The sequence below is a fragment of the Bacillus sp. FSL R5-0585 genome (genome assembly GCF_038004545.1).
In the GTDB taxonomy this organism is placed as follows: domain Bacteria; phylum Bacillota; class Bacilli; order Bacillales; family Bacillaceae_G; genus Bacillus_A; species Bacillus_A cereus.
The window spans coordinates 2,631,724-2,646,540 of the sequence record NZ_JBBORJ010000001.1 but is presented as its reverse complement, the minus strand read 5'-3'; the positions used below and the strand labels follow the sequence as shown (position 1 = coordinate 2,646,540).

Sequence of the window (14,817 nt, the reverse complement as noted above, 5' to 3'; positions counted from 1 at the left end):
ATGAAAAAAGTATTTGTATTCGTCAGCATTTTCTTTTGTTGTTTCCTTTATAACGTTAAGGAAGGGTTTGCAGCTAGTCCAATGAAACCTAGTTTTGAAGTGAAGTTATTATTAAAGCCAGAACAAGTATTAGGTTATAACAAAGAGATGAAGCAAGAGGTGCTAGAACATTTCCAGGCTGGTACAAAATATGAAAGAATACAAGTGCAATTTTTAGATACTGCAAATAAAAGTTTAAGTGATGAAGGTTGGTTTGCTAGAATTCGAAAGAAAGAATTTAGTAAAGATTTTGAACTAACATATAAAAAAAGATATCCTATTCAAAATGGTGTAATTCAAGATGCACTAGAAGTAGCTAAAAAAGAAGGATTCGATAGTAATACGGATAGTTATGAGGCGGAAATAGATTGGGGATTTGAGAAGAAAACATTAAGCATTTCAAATAAGAAAAGTTACAGCGCTAAAGGATATGGAATACTTGATTTACCAAATAAACAAGCTGCTCAAAACATGTTAATAGAAAAATTACCAGGGAAAATGAACAAATGGTTGTATACAAATTGGGGAGAAGAGATGTTAAAGAATTCCCGTATTTACGGTCCTGTATTAATGAAGCGATATACAGGAGAGTTTGAAAACATAAAAGCAAATATTGAAATTTGGCCATTAAGTAATACTGGGAAATTAGAAGATGACTTCGTAATAGAAGTGTCATTTAAAACAAATGAAGAAAGTATTGCGACAAAACAAAGGGAATTATTAATGGCGAGTTTAGAGAAAAAAGGCTGGTTGTTACCGAAAGATAGTTTGAAGACAGAGCTTATTTTTCAGTAAATAGTAAAAAGGAATCCATATGCCATGGATCCCTTTTTATATATGAGTATTAAGCTAAATCAGCTGACACGAACATATCACTGTTTTGAAGATTTTTAGAGCGTAAACTATAAGCAACTACCTTCTTTTTATATTGTTTTACAACATCAACATGCTCTTCATGACTGTAAATATAAAATGTGAAATCTTTTTTACCACGTTTTGCATTGATAATTAAAGGAGTGCCTTCATTATGGGGTGGTGCATAATAGCGATCTAAAAATAAACCTTCGTTAAAATCATGAATAATTTTTGATTTCTTTTCGCCTTCTACGTTATTTCCGTGAATTGTAATAGTCACATTCTCTTCGTCAAGTTGTGGATGTGTTTCGTACTTGCTAATAATGGATTCAATAACAGTGTTAGGAAGGCTAGAAACGATAATTTTAAATGCTCCAAATACAACTAACATCACAATAAACCAAGTCGTCATAGTATATCATCCCCTTTATTCTATTTAATAATATAACTCATATGGTAATAGTACATATGGTGAAGTTTTGTATAATTTGTGAAAAATATGCCATTTTTACGAACAAAATGTTAGAAAAATCAATTTTGTTACAAAAAGTTGAAATCGAAGTATTTTAAAAGAAAAAGGTTTATAATAAAAATATAACTAATAACCACATTACTAATTATAAGGAAGTGTAACTATGAGTACTGTAGCAATCGTATATGGTATTATTCTTTCCACAATTATTGTTTTGTTTTTCGTTGGGGTTTCACGTTATATTCATAAATGGAAAGAAGGCGTTGCGAAATTAAATCACATTGAAGAAGAACTTAGTGATTTAATGTTACATCATGGTAAGTAAACATTTATTTTTTAACTAAACAATGTGAAGGATATCACAAAACATGCTTTCCTAATGAAGGCATGTTTTTTTGTTGTTTAAGAAAAGAAGTATTTTTGTATAAATAATCTAATTATTACTTAAAAAGGGAAATTTATTTAGTATAATATATAATATGTTTATTTTAGGGGGAGTATCATGAGAGGATTAAAAGTTGTTGGAATTATAGCTGGAATTACTATAGTAGGCTGTATAGCTTTCTTTTCAGTGAAGGAATATGTCAATTCCAAAGAAGACTCTAATTATGTGCTAAATTACATAAAAGAACATAAGGATGATAAAACAACTTCTTTAATTGTTAAAAGAAATGGTGAAACATTGACATCAATAAATGAAAAAGAAAAACTACCGCTAGCAAGTATGTCGAAAATCGTTATAGCAATTGAATATGCTAAGCAAGTAGCTGAAGGGAAAATAAGAAAAGACGAGCAAATTTCATTGAAAGAATTAGAAAAATACTATGTGAAAAATACTGATGGTGGTGCACACCCTGCATGGCTAGATGATGTAAAAGTTAAAGAGTTAGTGAAGGGTGGTCAAACTTCTTTAGAAGAAGTAGTGAAAGGAATGATCCATTATAGTTCGAATGCGAATGCATCATATTTATTAGACAAGCTTGGAGCAGCGCGGATAAATGAAAGTTTGAAAGAGTTAGGCTTAAATAGTCACGATGAATTTTATCCAACGTATACAGGGGCATTATATATGAGGGGCTATGTTGAAAAAGAACTGCATATTCCTCAAAATAAAGCATTGGACAAGCTGCGTAATATGTCTAATGATGAATATGTTAAGCATGTATGGCAAATACATGAATGGATGAAAGACGAGAAAGAATGGACAAAACGCGAGATATCTTTAAAAGCCGATATGGACTTTCAGCGTATTTGGTCAGATCGGTTTATAGGTGCAAATGCGAAGGATTACATGAGTTTACTGGAAAAGATAAATAGCAGAAATTATTTTACACCACAAATGCAAGGTGAGATTGAGAATATATTTAAAGGAACCGTAGGAGAGGGTATGTTCGAATTTGCTGGACAGAAAGGTGGTTCTACTGCATTTGTATTAACAAATAGTTTCTATGGTACTGATAAAAAAGGGAATAAGATTGAGATTGTCTTTATGATGAACAATTTGAGTGAAAAAGCATTTGAAAAGCTTCTAAGTAATATGGATTACTTTATTCGAGATATTGTCATAAGTGAGGAATTCAGAAATAAATTATAATGAAATAATTTTATTATGTAAACAAAGGGGCACTTAGGAAAAGTGCTCTTTTGTAATACAGGATTTTCCAATCTTATTATTGAATATAAATTGAAAATAAGAAAGGAGGTTGAAAAATGACAACAATCTATTTCGTTCGCCATGCCCATTCTACATATACAAAAGAAGAACGGGAACGACCTTTATCTGAAAAAGGGCACTGTGATGCAGAGAATGTAACACATTTATTAAAAGATAAACATATTGATGTTGTTATTTCTAGTCCGTACAAAAGAGCAATCCAAACTGTACAAGGAATTGCGAATACATATAAATTATCAATACAAACAGAAGAAGATTTGCGTGAAAGATTATTGAGCACAGAGCCGGTATCAAATTTTAATGATGCTATGCAGAATGTGTGGGAAGATTGGAGTTTTGCATACGAAGGCGGAGAATCGAATGATATCGCACAAAGGCGCGCTGTAATATGTATGCAAAATATATTAAAACAATATGAAGGTAAGAATATTGTAATAGGTACGCATGGAAATATTATGGTATTACTCATGAATTATTTTAATTCGAAATATGATTTTGAGTTTTGGAAAACACTTCATATGCCTGATGTGTATAAATTAAATTTTGATAAAAATCGTTTCATTTCTGCTGAAAGAATAGAGAAAACAGGTCATCGGTTAAATATTTTGTAAAAGTTTATCAAAAAAAGAGGAAAGAGAGAAGTTATTGTAGAAGTATGACTTTGTAACATAAAAAATATATGTTAAAGGAGGCTGTTTACATGTTTGAGAAAGAGAAAGAAGGGCTTATTGAAGTTCAAAACGTATATGAAATTGCACCAGAAGATGGAACAATCATTGGTATGGCAACGGAAGAAGAAATGGAAATTGCTGCTGAACTAGAGTTACAGTACTATGCCCATTCTCGTTTGTTAGAAGCAAATATTCAGTTAGACGGTTCCTCCTACAAAGAGTTACTTCAGGAGTTCCAGGAGTACGAAAGAAAATCAATGAGCTTTTGGCGAGCAATACATAAACGTTTAGCTGTGCCATGGGCGTGGGTACTACGTATTGATGTTGCGAATGGCCCTATATATGTAAGTAATGGGAGTTCATATTACGAAGAAATCGATGATGAAGAAGATTATGAATAGATAAGTAAGGAAGCAGCTTTAGTTGCTTCCTTTTTTGATATGTAAGAAATGAATCGCTTCAATAATAATATCTGGTCGATCATTTTCTATACCGTGACTAGCATGTTCGGCAAGAATATATTGGTTATTAGTTGAGAGGTGTAATTGTTCGTGAATTAGTTCTTGCCACATTGCTTCAAGTTGTGTTGCCTGCTCTTTTGGCATGCCGCCATTAGTCAATTGAGTAATAGAATATTGAGGATCTCTACCGATAACGATTAATGGTATTTCTAATGTTTTACATAGCTCTTTTAGTGAGAGAGCACAGTTTTTCCACTCCGATAGTTCAGAAGCTGCCGCTTTATATAATGAAGGCGAGGTAGAGAATTCAATTTGCTGTTTTGATTGATCGTTGAGCATAGGTTTTAGTTCATTATAAAGTGTGTCTACATCCATTTTGGAATACATATTATATTTTTGAAACCAAACATCATCAGAATCAGTTTGATCAGAAATTGGTAAATGAAGTTCATCTAAACGGTGTAAGTTCATCGAAGTAGAATCAACTAAAATAAGTGCTTGCAGCTTATCTTCATGTAACATCGCAAAATGTTGTGCACATAATCCCCCATACGAATGACCGATTAGAATGAATGGCTCTTGAATAGCTAGTTTGTTTAGTAACATATGTAGCTCTTTTGTAACTTGCCTTATTGTACGCGGCTGATTGCCTAAATCACTTTTTCCGTAACCTGGGCGATGGTATGAAACAACTGTAAAGTGCTCTGAAAGCTTTTCTATAATAGGAAACCAATCATAAAATGAGCAACTCATTCCGGTTTGAATGACTACAGTTTGTTTACCACTTCCTTTTATATGTACTTCTATATTTTGCCCCATTATTTCTACATATTTATGAATGGTAATTCCTCCTAAGCTTGAAATAATTTTTGACAAGCAAAAACGATACACCAAACACCTATACCAAGTAGGACAGATGTACTAAGTGTAAATGAATTTTTTAAACCAATATAGACAATAAATAATAGTAGTGCTGATGCGGGGAATCCATATAATACCCCTAAAGCAAATTGACTTAATTCTTGTTTATTTCCGCCTTCGAATGAAATCCAAAATAAACTAAGTAAACTCACGAGAGGAAGGGCAGCAATAAAGCCACCTATCGTACTGTAATGTTTAGCGACTTCAGTGATAACGCCGATAATAAGTGCCGAAACGATTATTTTAACGAGGAAATGCATATTTTGCCTCCTTCGCTAATAAGGAAAATGCTTTTTCAATTAATTGTTGTTCTTCTGTTGATAACTGTGATTCTAATATTTTTATCTTTTCTTTATCTAGTAAAGTATGTTTTTCTAATACTTCAATTCCTTCAATTGTTAATGTAAGGTTTACCACTCTTTCATCTTTTTTATTTCTCTCTTTAACGATGAAACCCTTTTGAATAAGGCGTTTTATATGTTCAGATGCTGTGTTATGGGAAAGACTAAGCTCAGTAGCGACTTTTCCAATTGTTATATCTTTCTCACGAGAAACGATTTGTAAAATACGAATTGCTTGGTGGGAAAGGTTGTCCTCGTATTCGTATCGTAAGTGATAATAAATGCTCTCCCAATGTTGATTAATGTTGTTCATAATAATAAATCTCCTTTTTATATCGTATAATAAGATATATTCGTTGTTTTAGAAATAAAACCCTTTTATTTGGATAAAAAATGTTGAAAAAGTTTATTTTTATTGAAATATAAGGTAATCTATGTGTAAAGGTATACATTTAGCAAGAGAGAGGATGATAGCTGTGAATACATTCAAATGGATGAGTCATGAACAGATGTATGTAGATGAAATACATGTTGAAAAATGTGGTCCTCTTTCAGTCGGCGTATATGGGGGAAATCAAGAGAGTGATGCATATGAACGAGGAGATGCAGTGCTTGCTTGGTGGGATCCTGAATTACAATTTGAATTTGTTATGATTTTTGATACACACCACAAAACAAAAAATATTGATTATATAATAGAAGCGATTTCGGAAAGAAAAGAAAAACTAAAAGAGTTATTCTCATATCCAATACATTTAGCTTTCCATCATACACATATGTACTTATTAGCGTTATTTACAGATGAGTTATTTATTAAACAGTGTGATCAAGATGATGAGGAACTCGCTTGCTTAATTTGTTTACGAAAAGGCGAATTTTTATATTGGTTATCAGTTGGTGATTGTTTCGCGTATTTATTCCATTCTGAGAAAACGAAAAATGGAAAAGGACGATTAAATAAACGGAAAAATTACGAATATATTGGCAGGAAAAATGTTTTTGCAGCAAATACACCTTGCTTTACGTCAGGTGTAAGAGGATTAGAAAAAGGAATGAATCACATTGTAATGGCAACGGACGGTATTTTAGAGTGTGATAAACAAAGGTTTGATGATGATCAATCTTTAGTAGAAATATTACATGACGGGAATAGCTTGCAGATTGAGCCAGTATTAACAAATGTACTGCAGTGGAAAGGTAGAGATTGTGCCACGATTATTGGGTGGTCTATTGATACTGATAATAAACAATGTGCTAATTAATATAAAAGGAGTTCAAGGCTTTTATCCTTGAACTCCTTTTTGTTAAGCAATATGAATATGATATGTTTTTAACCATTCATTTACTTGTAGCATATACTCCATGGCACTTCTTGCCTCAAAATTGTTAATCTCTTTATTACTTTGATCAGCAATTGAAAGTAAGATGGAATGGTTAATAAGTGAGAAAATAGGATTGTTTTTATTGCTACACATATCAAGTGTTAAATTACGGATTGTTTGTAAGTAGTGTGGATCTTGTGAAGTTGGATAAGCGCTTTTTCTTCTATTACGTACATCGTCAGGTAAAGCTGGTTGTAGTGCTCTACGTAAAATGCCTTTTTCAATATTATCAATACTTTTTATGTTGAAAGGAACATTCCATAAATATTCAACTAATCTATAATCGCAAAACGGTACACGAACTTCAAATCCAACAGCCATACTCATACGATCTTTACGGTCAAGTAAGAAAGGAAGGAATCTTGTTAAAAATAAATAAAACATTTGGCGTTGTTTCGCGGATTTTTTACTTTCCCCTTCAAGAGTAGGTACTTCAAGTATCGCTTCTTGGAATCGTGTATCAATATAGTTTTCTAGATTACATTGGTTACTTACTTCATTTAGTAGAAGAGGAGATGTATTTTTCCAATTTGTTAGCCAAGGAAACTTATCTACATATAGTAATTCTTCTTGATGAAACCAAGGGTATCCACCGAATACTTCATCAGCCGATTCACCGGATAAAGCTACGGTCGCATCTTTTTTCATTTCGCAAAATAGTAAATATAGTGAAGTTTCCATTTCACCAGCACTCGGTAAATCTTTCGCATGAAGGGGAACGAATAAGTGATTTGCTAATTCTTCAGCATTCACAATAATATCATGATGCGCTGTCCCGACATGTTCAGAAACGCGTTTTACCCAAGGAGCGTCTAAACCAGTGCGAGCAAATGTTAGCTCGAAATCTTTTGCGCTATTTACAAAATCAACGGAATACGTATGAAGTGTTTTATTTTCAGCAGCAAATTCTTTACCCGCAAGTGCAGTAATACCGCTAGAGTCTAATCCGCCTGATAACATACAGACGAGAGGGACATCGGCAATTAATTGTCTTTTTACTGTATCTTGTAAAATAGATAAAATATGCGAAGATGTATCTTCTATAGAGTCTGTATGGAACTTACTTTCTAAATTCCAATACTTCGTAACTACTTTTTTATGACGTGTAAACGTTATACAATGTCCAGCACGCACTTCTTGAATATGTTTAAAGACGCCACATCCAGGAGTTCGAAATAAGCCTAATCCAAATATTTCATTTATGCCATCCGCATCAATTTCAGCAGGAACAGATGGATGCGCTAATAATGCTTTTATTTCAGATCCGAAAATAATGCTGTCATTTCTTTCTGTGTAAAAGAGTGGCTTTACGCCTAAATGATCACGCGCTAAAAATAATTGTTGCTTCTGATCATCCCATAAGGCAAAAGCGAAAATTCCATTCAAATGTTGTACGCAATCTTCTTTCCATTCTAAATAAGCATGTAGTAACACTTCTGTATCTGAATGCGTTTCAAATGCATGACCACATTTTCGAAGTTGTTCTCTCAGTTCACGGAAATTATAAATTTCTCCATTATAAGTAAGAGCATACGTATAATCACCAGTACGAAATGTCTTCGGCTGCGTCCCGCCTTCTGGATCAATAACAATTAAACGCCGGTGTGCAAAGGCCGCACGAGGTGAAAACCAGAATCCTTCAGCATCAGGACCACGATGCTGAATACTATTTGCCATCTTTTTTAAAATAACATGTTGATTTGAAAGGTCTTCCTTCCAATCTACCCAACCTGTAATTCCACACATACACATCTCATCTCCTAAATTAAAATAGTAGATTAACGAAATAAAATGTACACCAAGTTAAAAAATGACTATATAAATAGTGTACTACATGAATTAAATTACAGACTTGAGAAAATTTTCTTTGAACGCATAGTTATATGAGACAATGGCTAAGGGAAAGTATTCCAAAAAATAAAAAAGATGAGAGAAAAAATTTTCTCAGACGTTATATAGGATGTAAAAGCTTTTACAAAACAATAAGGGGAATCGCTACATGAAATCAAATGAGAAAAATTTTATAAAAAGATTACAGCGGCAAAAAGAAGACGCGTTAGAATTTGTTGTCGATACATACTTACCACTCATAAAGGGAATCACGCATAAAGTTCTACTCCCAATTCAAAATGATGGACTCATAGAGGAATGTATAAACGATATATTTCTTTCCATTTGGAATAACGCAAATAAATTTCATGGAGAGCCGAGTGATTTTAAAAAGTGGATTGCAGCGATTGCGAAGTTTAAAGCAATTGATTATTACCGGAAATCGACTAAAACAGTAGAAATCATTTCAGATGAGTTTCATATCAGTACAGAAAAATCAGCAGAAGACGAATTAATCGTTATGGAAGATAGGGAAGAATTATTAAAGCTCATTAATCAATTAGAACCGCTAGATCAAAAGGTGTTCATTATGAAATATTTACTTGGTATGAAGACAGAGGAAATAGGTGGCAAGTTAGGATTAACTCGGGCAGCAATTGATAATCGAGTGTACCGGGGGAAAAAGAAACTACAACAAAATGCTACGAATATTAGTTTTGGAGGTAGTGCAATATGAAAGACATTTATGAACTATTAAATGATATTGATATAGACGAAAAAGAACTAGAAGAAATTGAGGCTTCTGAAATTGAAAAGGAAAAAGTAAAACGAAATGTAAAACAATCGATACGTACGAAGAAAAAGATGAAAAGTTGGAAAAAAGGTGTCGCTGCTGCATCTATTTTAGTAGGATTATCAGTTGCAACTCTTGGTATCGGTTTTCCTACATATGCCGGGGGATTGCCAATTGTAGGGGACATATTCCGATTTTTAGATAATGGTAGAACAGGGTTATATGAAAATTATAAAGAGTTTTCGACTGAATTGAATATGACGAGAGAGAGTAATGGGGTTAAGGTTACCATTAATGATGTAATTTCTGATGGCAGAACATTATCTATAACGTATTCACTGGAAAGTGAGCAGGACTTAGGGGAGGATCCTATCATATTAGGTGGATTGGATATAATGGACGCTCATGGTAGTTCAGGCAGTGGTAAAATGACTAAAGTTACTGAAAAAAAGTATGTAGGTATGGTAACAACGACGCATCATGATAGCAATAAAAAGGACAAAGTAAACTTTAGATGGAATATAGAGAGAATAGAGATGCCAGATAGGAAAAAATCAATACAAGGTAATTGGAATTTCGCGTTAACTGTAAAATCAGTGGATAGTAAAGAGAGAACAATTGGTGGGAATTCGGAAAAAGAAGGTATAAAAGCAAATATGGAAAAGGTCGCAATATCGCCAGTTTCATTTATTCTTTATTACAATCAAGAGGTTTCTAAGGGCGCGAGGAAAGAATGGGATAGTGTAGATGTTGAATTGACGGTTAAGGATGATTTAGGGAATATTTATTCGGGTGAAGGAAATGGGGGAAGTGGCAACGATCCTTACAATATCCATTGGAGTGCTACATTCCAAAAACTAAACGAAAATGCAACAAAGCTTATCGTTACACCTCGTGTACACTTGCGAGTTCATACACCTGAAAATCATGGTGGAGTGGAGTATGTGAATGGAAAAGAGAAGAAAATAGAAGTGCCGAAAAAAGAAGCGAAGAGTAAAGATATTGTATTAGATGATATTGTCATTGATTTAAAGAAATAAAAGAGAGACTGCCTAAAATCATTTAGGCAGTCTTTTTTCGTTAAGAACTAGTAACGAGCAATGCATGCGGATGCTGCGTTTTATATTCATCTTTCCACGAAATATTTAGTTGTTCCCACGATTCGCCGCTATCATTGGATTGAAAGACGCCATTGTTATTTAACGTGTAGAACGTATGTGGTTCGGCTTCGTTTGTCGCAAACATCGAAATGACTGTACCGATTGCAGATGGTAATCCTTGTTGTACTTGCTGGAACGGAGTATCTTTCGTTTTTCGATAAATATAAGATTCATAAGGGATACGATGATGAGCGAGATCAGCACTTGGCGCAGCAGAAACGAGAATCGTATCACAATCAGCTGGATCGATAGCCATGCTGTATAAATAATGATGTTCAAGTCCTGCACTACATGAGATCCAACTGTTTCCATTGTTATAACTCTCAAGATAAGCACGATCAGGTCCGCCCATAAATCCGTCACCACATGATGCATAAAGGCGATTTGGTGCTTCAGGGTGCATAAGTAATTGATGAGCATCGATAGGAGCACCGAACTTTTTATCAATCCATGTATGCCCTTTATCGTTACTTTGAATAACAGCACCAGCTTCGATTGAAACGTGTATTGTATTAGGGTTATTTGGGTCAACTGTAATCCAGCGTACGTGATGGGTAAAAGGTCTAGGCGGAAATGCCCACGTATAAGAAGATAATAATGATTTCATATTTTTAAGTTCAGTCCACGTTTCACCACCATTTTCAGAGCGAAATAAAGCGCTCGGTTCTGTGCCGACATAAACGACACCATATCCGTTAACTTGTTCATTTGAGCTTATTGTTATGGAAGTGATAGAGGAGTGCAAAATACCATCTTCTTTAGGGAAATCAAAGTAACGATAGGAATCCCCAATTGGTCTCCAAGAATCCCCACTATCGTCACTTAACCAGAGACCTCGTCCAAATGTTCCACAATATACACGATTCTTTTGAAATGGATCAACAGCGATACAGGTAGGTTGCATATTTTGTAAGTGATAAGTCGTTTCATAGTTATCATTGTGTTCTTTCACTACAACAAGTTCACGTTCCATACAGAGAAATAAACGTTTCATTTAAGTAACCTCCTTCAAAATTCTTTCATTAGTAAACAATATGAAAATAAAAAAGAAGTAGTCTTGTTTTATTTGAGAAAAAGGGATTGTTTAAAAAATAGCGAAGTGTGTATACAGAGGAAGCGGGCGTTTACAATCAGTCAATTCGGGATAAAGATGGGGAGTTTGTTTCATACTAACATACAGATATTGTACTTAAAGGAGTATAAGTATGGGACATTCGCATGATCATGGTCATTCAAAAAATAAAAAGGCGTTACTAATTGCCTTCCTACTAACAACAAGTTTTATGATTGCAGAAGTTGTTGGGGGATTTGTAACAAATAGCTTAGCACTACTATCTGACGCGGGGCATATGCTAAGTGATGCAGTATCTTTAGTTTTAAGTTTACTTGCGTTTAAACTCGGAGAAAAAACAGCAACAACTGCGAAAACATACGGGTATAAGCGAGTCGAAATGTTAGCAGCATTATGTAACGGTGTCGTTCTTATTGTCATTTCGGTATACATTTTTATTGAAGCAATCCGTCGTTTTAAAGAACCAGTTGAGATTGCTAGTAATGGGATGCTCATTATTGCAGTCCTTGGTCTGCTTATTAATATTTTATCAGCTTGGATATTAATGAGAGGCGGAGATGTGAAAGGTAATTTGAATTTAAGAAGTGCTTTCCTGCACGTACTAGGCGATCTATTGGGTTCCGTTGGAGCGATTATTGCTGCGTTACTTATTAAATTTTTCGGATGGACTGCTGCAGATGCGATTGCTAGTATTCTTGTGTCTATTTTAGTCATTATTAGTGGATGGCGTGTAACACGTGATACGGTTCATATATTAATGGAAGGGGCACCACAGCACATAAATGTTGAAGAGGTAAAAAGTACGTTATTAAATATTCCGATTGTCAAAGAAGTTCATGATTTGCACATATGGTCTGTCACATCAGATTTTCAAGTATTAACATGTCATCTTATTATTAAAGGGAATGAAACGCAAAGTGTATTAAAAGAGGCTACGTATGTATTAAAGGAGAAATTTCATGTAGAACATGTCACCATTCAAGTAGAAATAGATGGTGAATTTCATCACGATGAGACAACTTGCAAAGTATGAAAGAAAAAGGATAAGAAAAAGTGTCATAACATTTTTCGCACGGCATACATATATATAATGTGGCCACAAATACTTTGCAAGGTAAATATTTCATGAAATTACTTTACTTATAAAGAGTCATCTTTTATAATCAAAAGTGGTAATTGATAAAGATTATCATTTTCAATGATTGTAGAAAGGAGTTTTTTAAAAGATGAGTAGTCAACTCCGTTTTGCTGTTGAAAATCGTAAGAGGCATTTAATTGATGAGTTAATTGGGGCAGGTGTGTTTAAGATTCGCGACCGACAATTATACGAGCTGTCTTTAGAGGAATTGGAAAAAGAGTACGAAGATATGGAAGATTATGCAAATGTTCAGGCATAGCTATATAGATTAGTCAAAGGAGAGCTGGTTACGATTTTGTGTAACCAGCTCTCCTTTTATTTCGTAGAAATTATTTTTTGTATTTCTTTCATGGGACGGAGCCAGTTTTGGGTCATTATTTGTTCCATTTGTTTTTCGTCCTGCTTCTGTAATGCTTGAATGATAGAGTGATGTTCTTCAATAGATTGACTTGCTGGAACAAAGTTTTGGAAAAACAAATATTCAAGACGTAAAACGTGAAGTTGCATATTTTCTAAAAAGGGTTCAATATATTGGTTTTTAGCAATAGAAGAAATTGTATTGTGGAATTGTATATCTAATTCTAAAGCTTGTTTTGCGTTTTTTTTCTCTATAGAGTGCTGAAAATGATCATTTATTTCAGAAAGTAGTTGAATATCAGCGTCTGTAATGTTTTGAAGAGCTTGCTTTCCTATAATAGAGTGAAGACCAGCCATCGTTTCATAAATGATAGATACGTCGTCTAACTTAATAGGAGCAATTTTTGTTTTTTGCCCTGGTACCATTTCCACTAATCCAGAAAGCTCTAATATTTGAAGTGCTTCTCTTACAGGTGTTCTGCTTACTCCTAGTGCCTCAGCCAATTCCCCATCATTAATTTTTTCATTGGGCTTCAGTACACCTTCAATAATCCAATTTTGTAGTTGATTTAAAACGAGTGATTTTGCTGAAATTCTTCCTGGTTTTTTATAATTTTGAGGGACAGGCATAGTGAATTCAATCCTTTCATTGTATATTTTCCTTTTTTGCATGAACAAGCTTTAATTTTTGTTTCCCTTCATCCGGCTTTTGGCTTAAGATGAGCACCATTACAATGACACAAAAAGCGCCTAATAACTGAAAAGATTGAAATGGCACGTGCAATATAAGTACAGAAGAAATAATAGCTGCGAGTGGTTCTGTGCAACCAAATAATGTTGTTTCTTTCGGAGTCAGGTATCGTATGCTGTCTAAGTATAAATAAAAGGCAATAAGTGTCCCGAAAATGACGACAAATGTGATGAGCGGTAGGGTACTTAGTTTTACATATTTCATAGTTGATAATAAAATGAATTCGTTTGTAGAAATAAAGTGTACAATCGTTACACCAATACCCCCAATAATCATGCCCCATCCAACGATAACGGAGGAAGACCATTTTTCTAACAATTCCTTTGAATATAAACTATAAAAAGCGAGAGATAATCCAGATAAAATACCCCAAATAATAGCTGGTGTAGAAACAGCCAAGTTATGAACAGACCCGTTTGTTAGTAAGAGAAAAGTGCCTACTAATGAAAGGGTAATTGAAATGAAATCAATTTTTGATGGACGAACGTTCCATTTGAAAAGTAAGTATACAGTGATGAATATAGGAGCTAAATATTGTAATAATGTTGCGACGGCAGCATTTCCTTCTTTAATTGAAGCGAAATACGTATACTGTACAGCAAGCATACCGAATAGACCAAACAAAATCATTTTAATAGCATCAGATTTTTGTTTCCAAATGCCAAATATCTCTTTTTTTCTCGTTCCGAATGAGGAAATAATGAGCAAAATAATTCCAGATATAAGTAAACGGATCGTAACTAACCATTCGGTTGAAACATTGTCATATTGAAAAAGTTGTTGTGCAGCTGTACCAGACAAGCCCCATAAACAAGCACCGATTATGACCATTATAATTCCTTTTAATCGATTTGAATCCATATGATCTAAAATTCTCCTTTCTAAAAATACAAATTGAA

19 protein-coding genes are annotated in these 14,817 nt (G+C 33.9%); 11 read left to right on the top strand and 8 right to left on the bottom strand.

All coding sequences use genetic code 11. The features are described from left to right. Entirely contained in the window at positions 1-834 is an 834-nt protein-coding gene (locus MKY38_RS13500; protein ID WP_065224040.1) for a hypothetical protein, read from the top strand. 49 nt (positions 835-883) lie between these two features. On the opposite strand, the gene MKY38_RS13495 is transcribed toward MKY38_RS13500, so the two are convergent. Next, positions 884-1,306, bottom strand: a complete 423-nt coding sequence (locus MKY38_RS13495; RefSeq protein WP_016082154.1) for a YfmQ family protein — start codon at positions 1,304-1,306, stop codon at positions 884-886. A gap of 41 nt (positions 1,307-1,347) precedes the next feature. Here MKY38_RS13495 and MKY38_RS13490 point away from each other — a divergent pair, with 41 nt between their 5' ends. The 5 genes from MKY38_RS13490 (at position 1,348) to MKY38_RS13470 (ending at position 4,113) form a co-directional block, all read left to right on the top strand. Continuing rightward, positions 1,348-1,464 (top strand): hypothetical protein, encoded by a 117-nt coding sequence (locus MKY38_RS13490; RefSeq protein ID WP_012593193.1) that lies wholly within the window; start codon positions 1,348-1,350, stop codon positions 1,462-1,464. A 65-nt stretch (positions 1,465-1,529) separates the two neighbouring features. Beyond that, positions 1,530-1,691, top strand: coding sequence for a hypothetical protein (locus MKY38_RS13485; protein ID WP_000108701.1), 162 nt, complete (start codon positions 1,530-1,532; stop codon positions 1,689-1,691). A gap of 177 nt (positions 1,692-1,868) precedes the next feature. After that, positions 1,869-2,960: a serine hydrolase gene (locus tag MKY38_RS13480; protein WP_062922227.1), complete on the top strand. Its 1,092-nt coding sequence runs from the start codon at positions 1,869-1,871 to the stop codon at positions 2,958-2,960. A 116-nt stretch (positions 2,961-3,076) separates the two neighbouring features. Further along, complete coding sequence (locus tag MKY38_RS13475; protein ID WP_000208265.1) at positions 3,077-3,652, top strand: histidine phosphatase family protein; 576 nt, start codon at positions 3,077-3,079, stop codon at positions 3,650-3,652. An 89-nt stretch (positions 3,653-3,741) separates the two neighbouring features. After that, the gene (locus tag MKY38_RS13470; RefSeq protein WP_000461779.1) at positions 3,742-4,113 is read left to right on the top strand and encodes a hypothetical protein; all 372 of its coding nucleotides are present in this window, start codon (positions 3,742-3,744) and stop codon (positions 4,111-4,113) included. 18 nt (positions 4,114-4,131) lie between these two features. Here MKY38_RS13470 and MKY38_RS13465 read toward each other — a convergent pair whose 3' ends face one another. The 3 genes from MKY38_RS13465 to MKY38_RS13455 are packed head-to-tail and all read right to left on the bottom strand — an operon-like array spanning position 4,132 to position 5,748. Beyond that, complete coding sequence (locus MKY38_RS13465; RefSeq protein ID WP_065224041.1) at positions 4,132-5,064, bottom strand: alpha/beta fold hydrolase; 933 nt, start codon at positions 5,062-5,064, stop codon at positions 4,132-4,134. Then, entirely contained in the window at positions 5,025-5,354 is a 330-nt protein-coding gene (locus MKY38_RS13460; protein WP_000545608.1) for a DUF3147 family protein, read from the bottom strand. The genes MKY38_RS13465 and MKY38_RS13460 overlap by 40 nt, the downstream gene beginning before the upstream one ends. Then, positions 5,338-5,748 carry a MarR family winged helix-turn-helix transcriptional regulator gene (locus MKY38_RS13455; protein WP_048656963.1) on the bottom strand — a complete coding sequence of 137 codons (411 nt, stop codon included), beginning with the start codon at positions 5,746-5,748 and terminating at the stop codon, positions 5,338-5,340. The genes MKY38_RS13460 and MKY38_RS13455 overlap by 17 nt, the downstream gene beginning before the upstream one ends. A gap of 121 nt (positions 5,749-5,869) precedes the next feature. Here MKY38_RS13455 and MKY38_RS13450 point away from each other — a divergent pair, with 121 nt between their 5' ends. Then, on the top strand, positions 5,870-6,697 hold the full coding sequence (locus MKY38_RS13450) for a protein phosphatase 2C domain-containing protein (RefSeq protein ID WP_065224042.1): 828 nt from the start codon (positions 5,870-5,872) through the stop codon (positions 6,695-6,697). 42 nt (positions 6,698-6,739) lie between these two features. Here MKY38_RS13450 and asnB read toward each other — a convergent pair whose 3' ends face one another. Beyond that, the gene (gene asnB / locus MKY38_RS13445; protein ID WP_065224043.1) at positions 6,740-8,563 is read right to left on the bottom strand and encodes an asparagine synthase (glutamine-hydrolyzing); all 1,824 of its coding nucleotides are present in this window, start codon (positions 8,561-8,563) and stop codon (positions 6,740-6,742) included. A gap of 253 nt (positions 8,564-8,816) precedes the next feature. On the opposite strand from asnB, the gene MKY38_RS13440 reads away from it, so the two are divergent. Continuing rightward, positions 8,817-9,383 (top strand): sigma-70 family RNA polymerase sigma factor, encoded by a 567-nt coding sequence (locus MKY38_RS13440; RefSeq protein WP_046392557.1) that lies wholly within the window; start codon positions 8,817-8,819, stop codon positions 9,381-9,383. Then, positions 9,380-10,480 (top strand): DUF4179 domain-containing protein, encoded by a 1,101-nt coding sequence (locus MKY38_RS13435; protein WP_098876180.1) that lies wholly within the window; start codon positions 9,380-9,382, stop codon positions 10,478-10,480. Before MKY38_RS13440 ends, MKY38_RS13435 begins: the two co-directional genes overlap by 4 nt. A gap of 40 nt (positions 10,481-10,520) precedes the next feature. On the opposite strand, the gene MKY38_RS13430 is transcribed toward MKY38_RS13435, so the two are convergent. Next, positions 10,521-11,594, bottom strand: a complete 1,074-nt coding sequence (locus MKY38_RS13430) for a WD40/YVTN/BNR-like repeat-containing protein (RefSeq protein ID WP_000825300.1) — start codon at positions 11,592-11,594, stop codon at positions 10,521-10,523. Positions 11,595-11,805: 211 nt separating this feature from the next. Here MKY38_RS13430 and MKY38_RS13425 point away from each other — a divergent pair, with 211 nt between their 5' ends. Both MKY38_RS13425 and fbpA read left to right on the top strand, forming a co-directional pair. Further along, positions 11,806-12,705, top strand: coding sequence for a cation diffusion facilitator family transporter (locus MKY38_RS13425; protein WP_341049131.1), 900 nt, complete (start codon positions 11,806-11,808; stop codon positions 12,703-12,705). Positions 12,706-12,898: 193 nt separating this feature from the next. Continuing rightward, positions 12,899-13,069 carry a Fur-regulated basic protein FbpA gene (gene fbpA, locus MKY38_RS13420; protein ID WP_000098303.1) on the top strand — a complete coding sequence of 57 codons (171 nt, stop codon included), beginning with the start codon at positions 12,899-12,901 and terminating at the stop codon, positions 13,067-13,069. A gap of 56 nt (positions 13,070-13,125) precedes the next feature. On the opposite strand, the gene MKY38_RS13415 is transcribed toward fbpA, so the two are convergent. Then, positions 13,126-13,797: a GntR family transcriptional regulator gene (locus tag MKY38_RS13415; RefSeq protein WP_002023787.1), complete on the bottom strand. Its 672-nt coding sequence runs from the start codon at positions 13,795-13,797 to the stop codon at positions 13,126-13,128. Positions 13,798-13,813: 16 nt separating this feature from the next. Then, a complete protein-coding gene (locus tag MKY38_RS13410; protein WP_000378080.1) occupies positions 13,814-14,779 on the bottom strand; it encodes a DMT family transporter in 966 nt (321 codons plus the stop codon). Between the last annotated feature and the right edge of the window lie 38 nt (positions 14,780-14,817).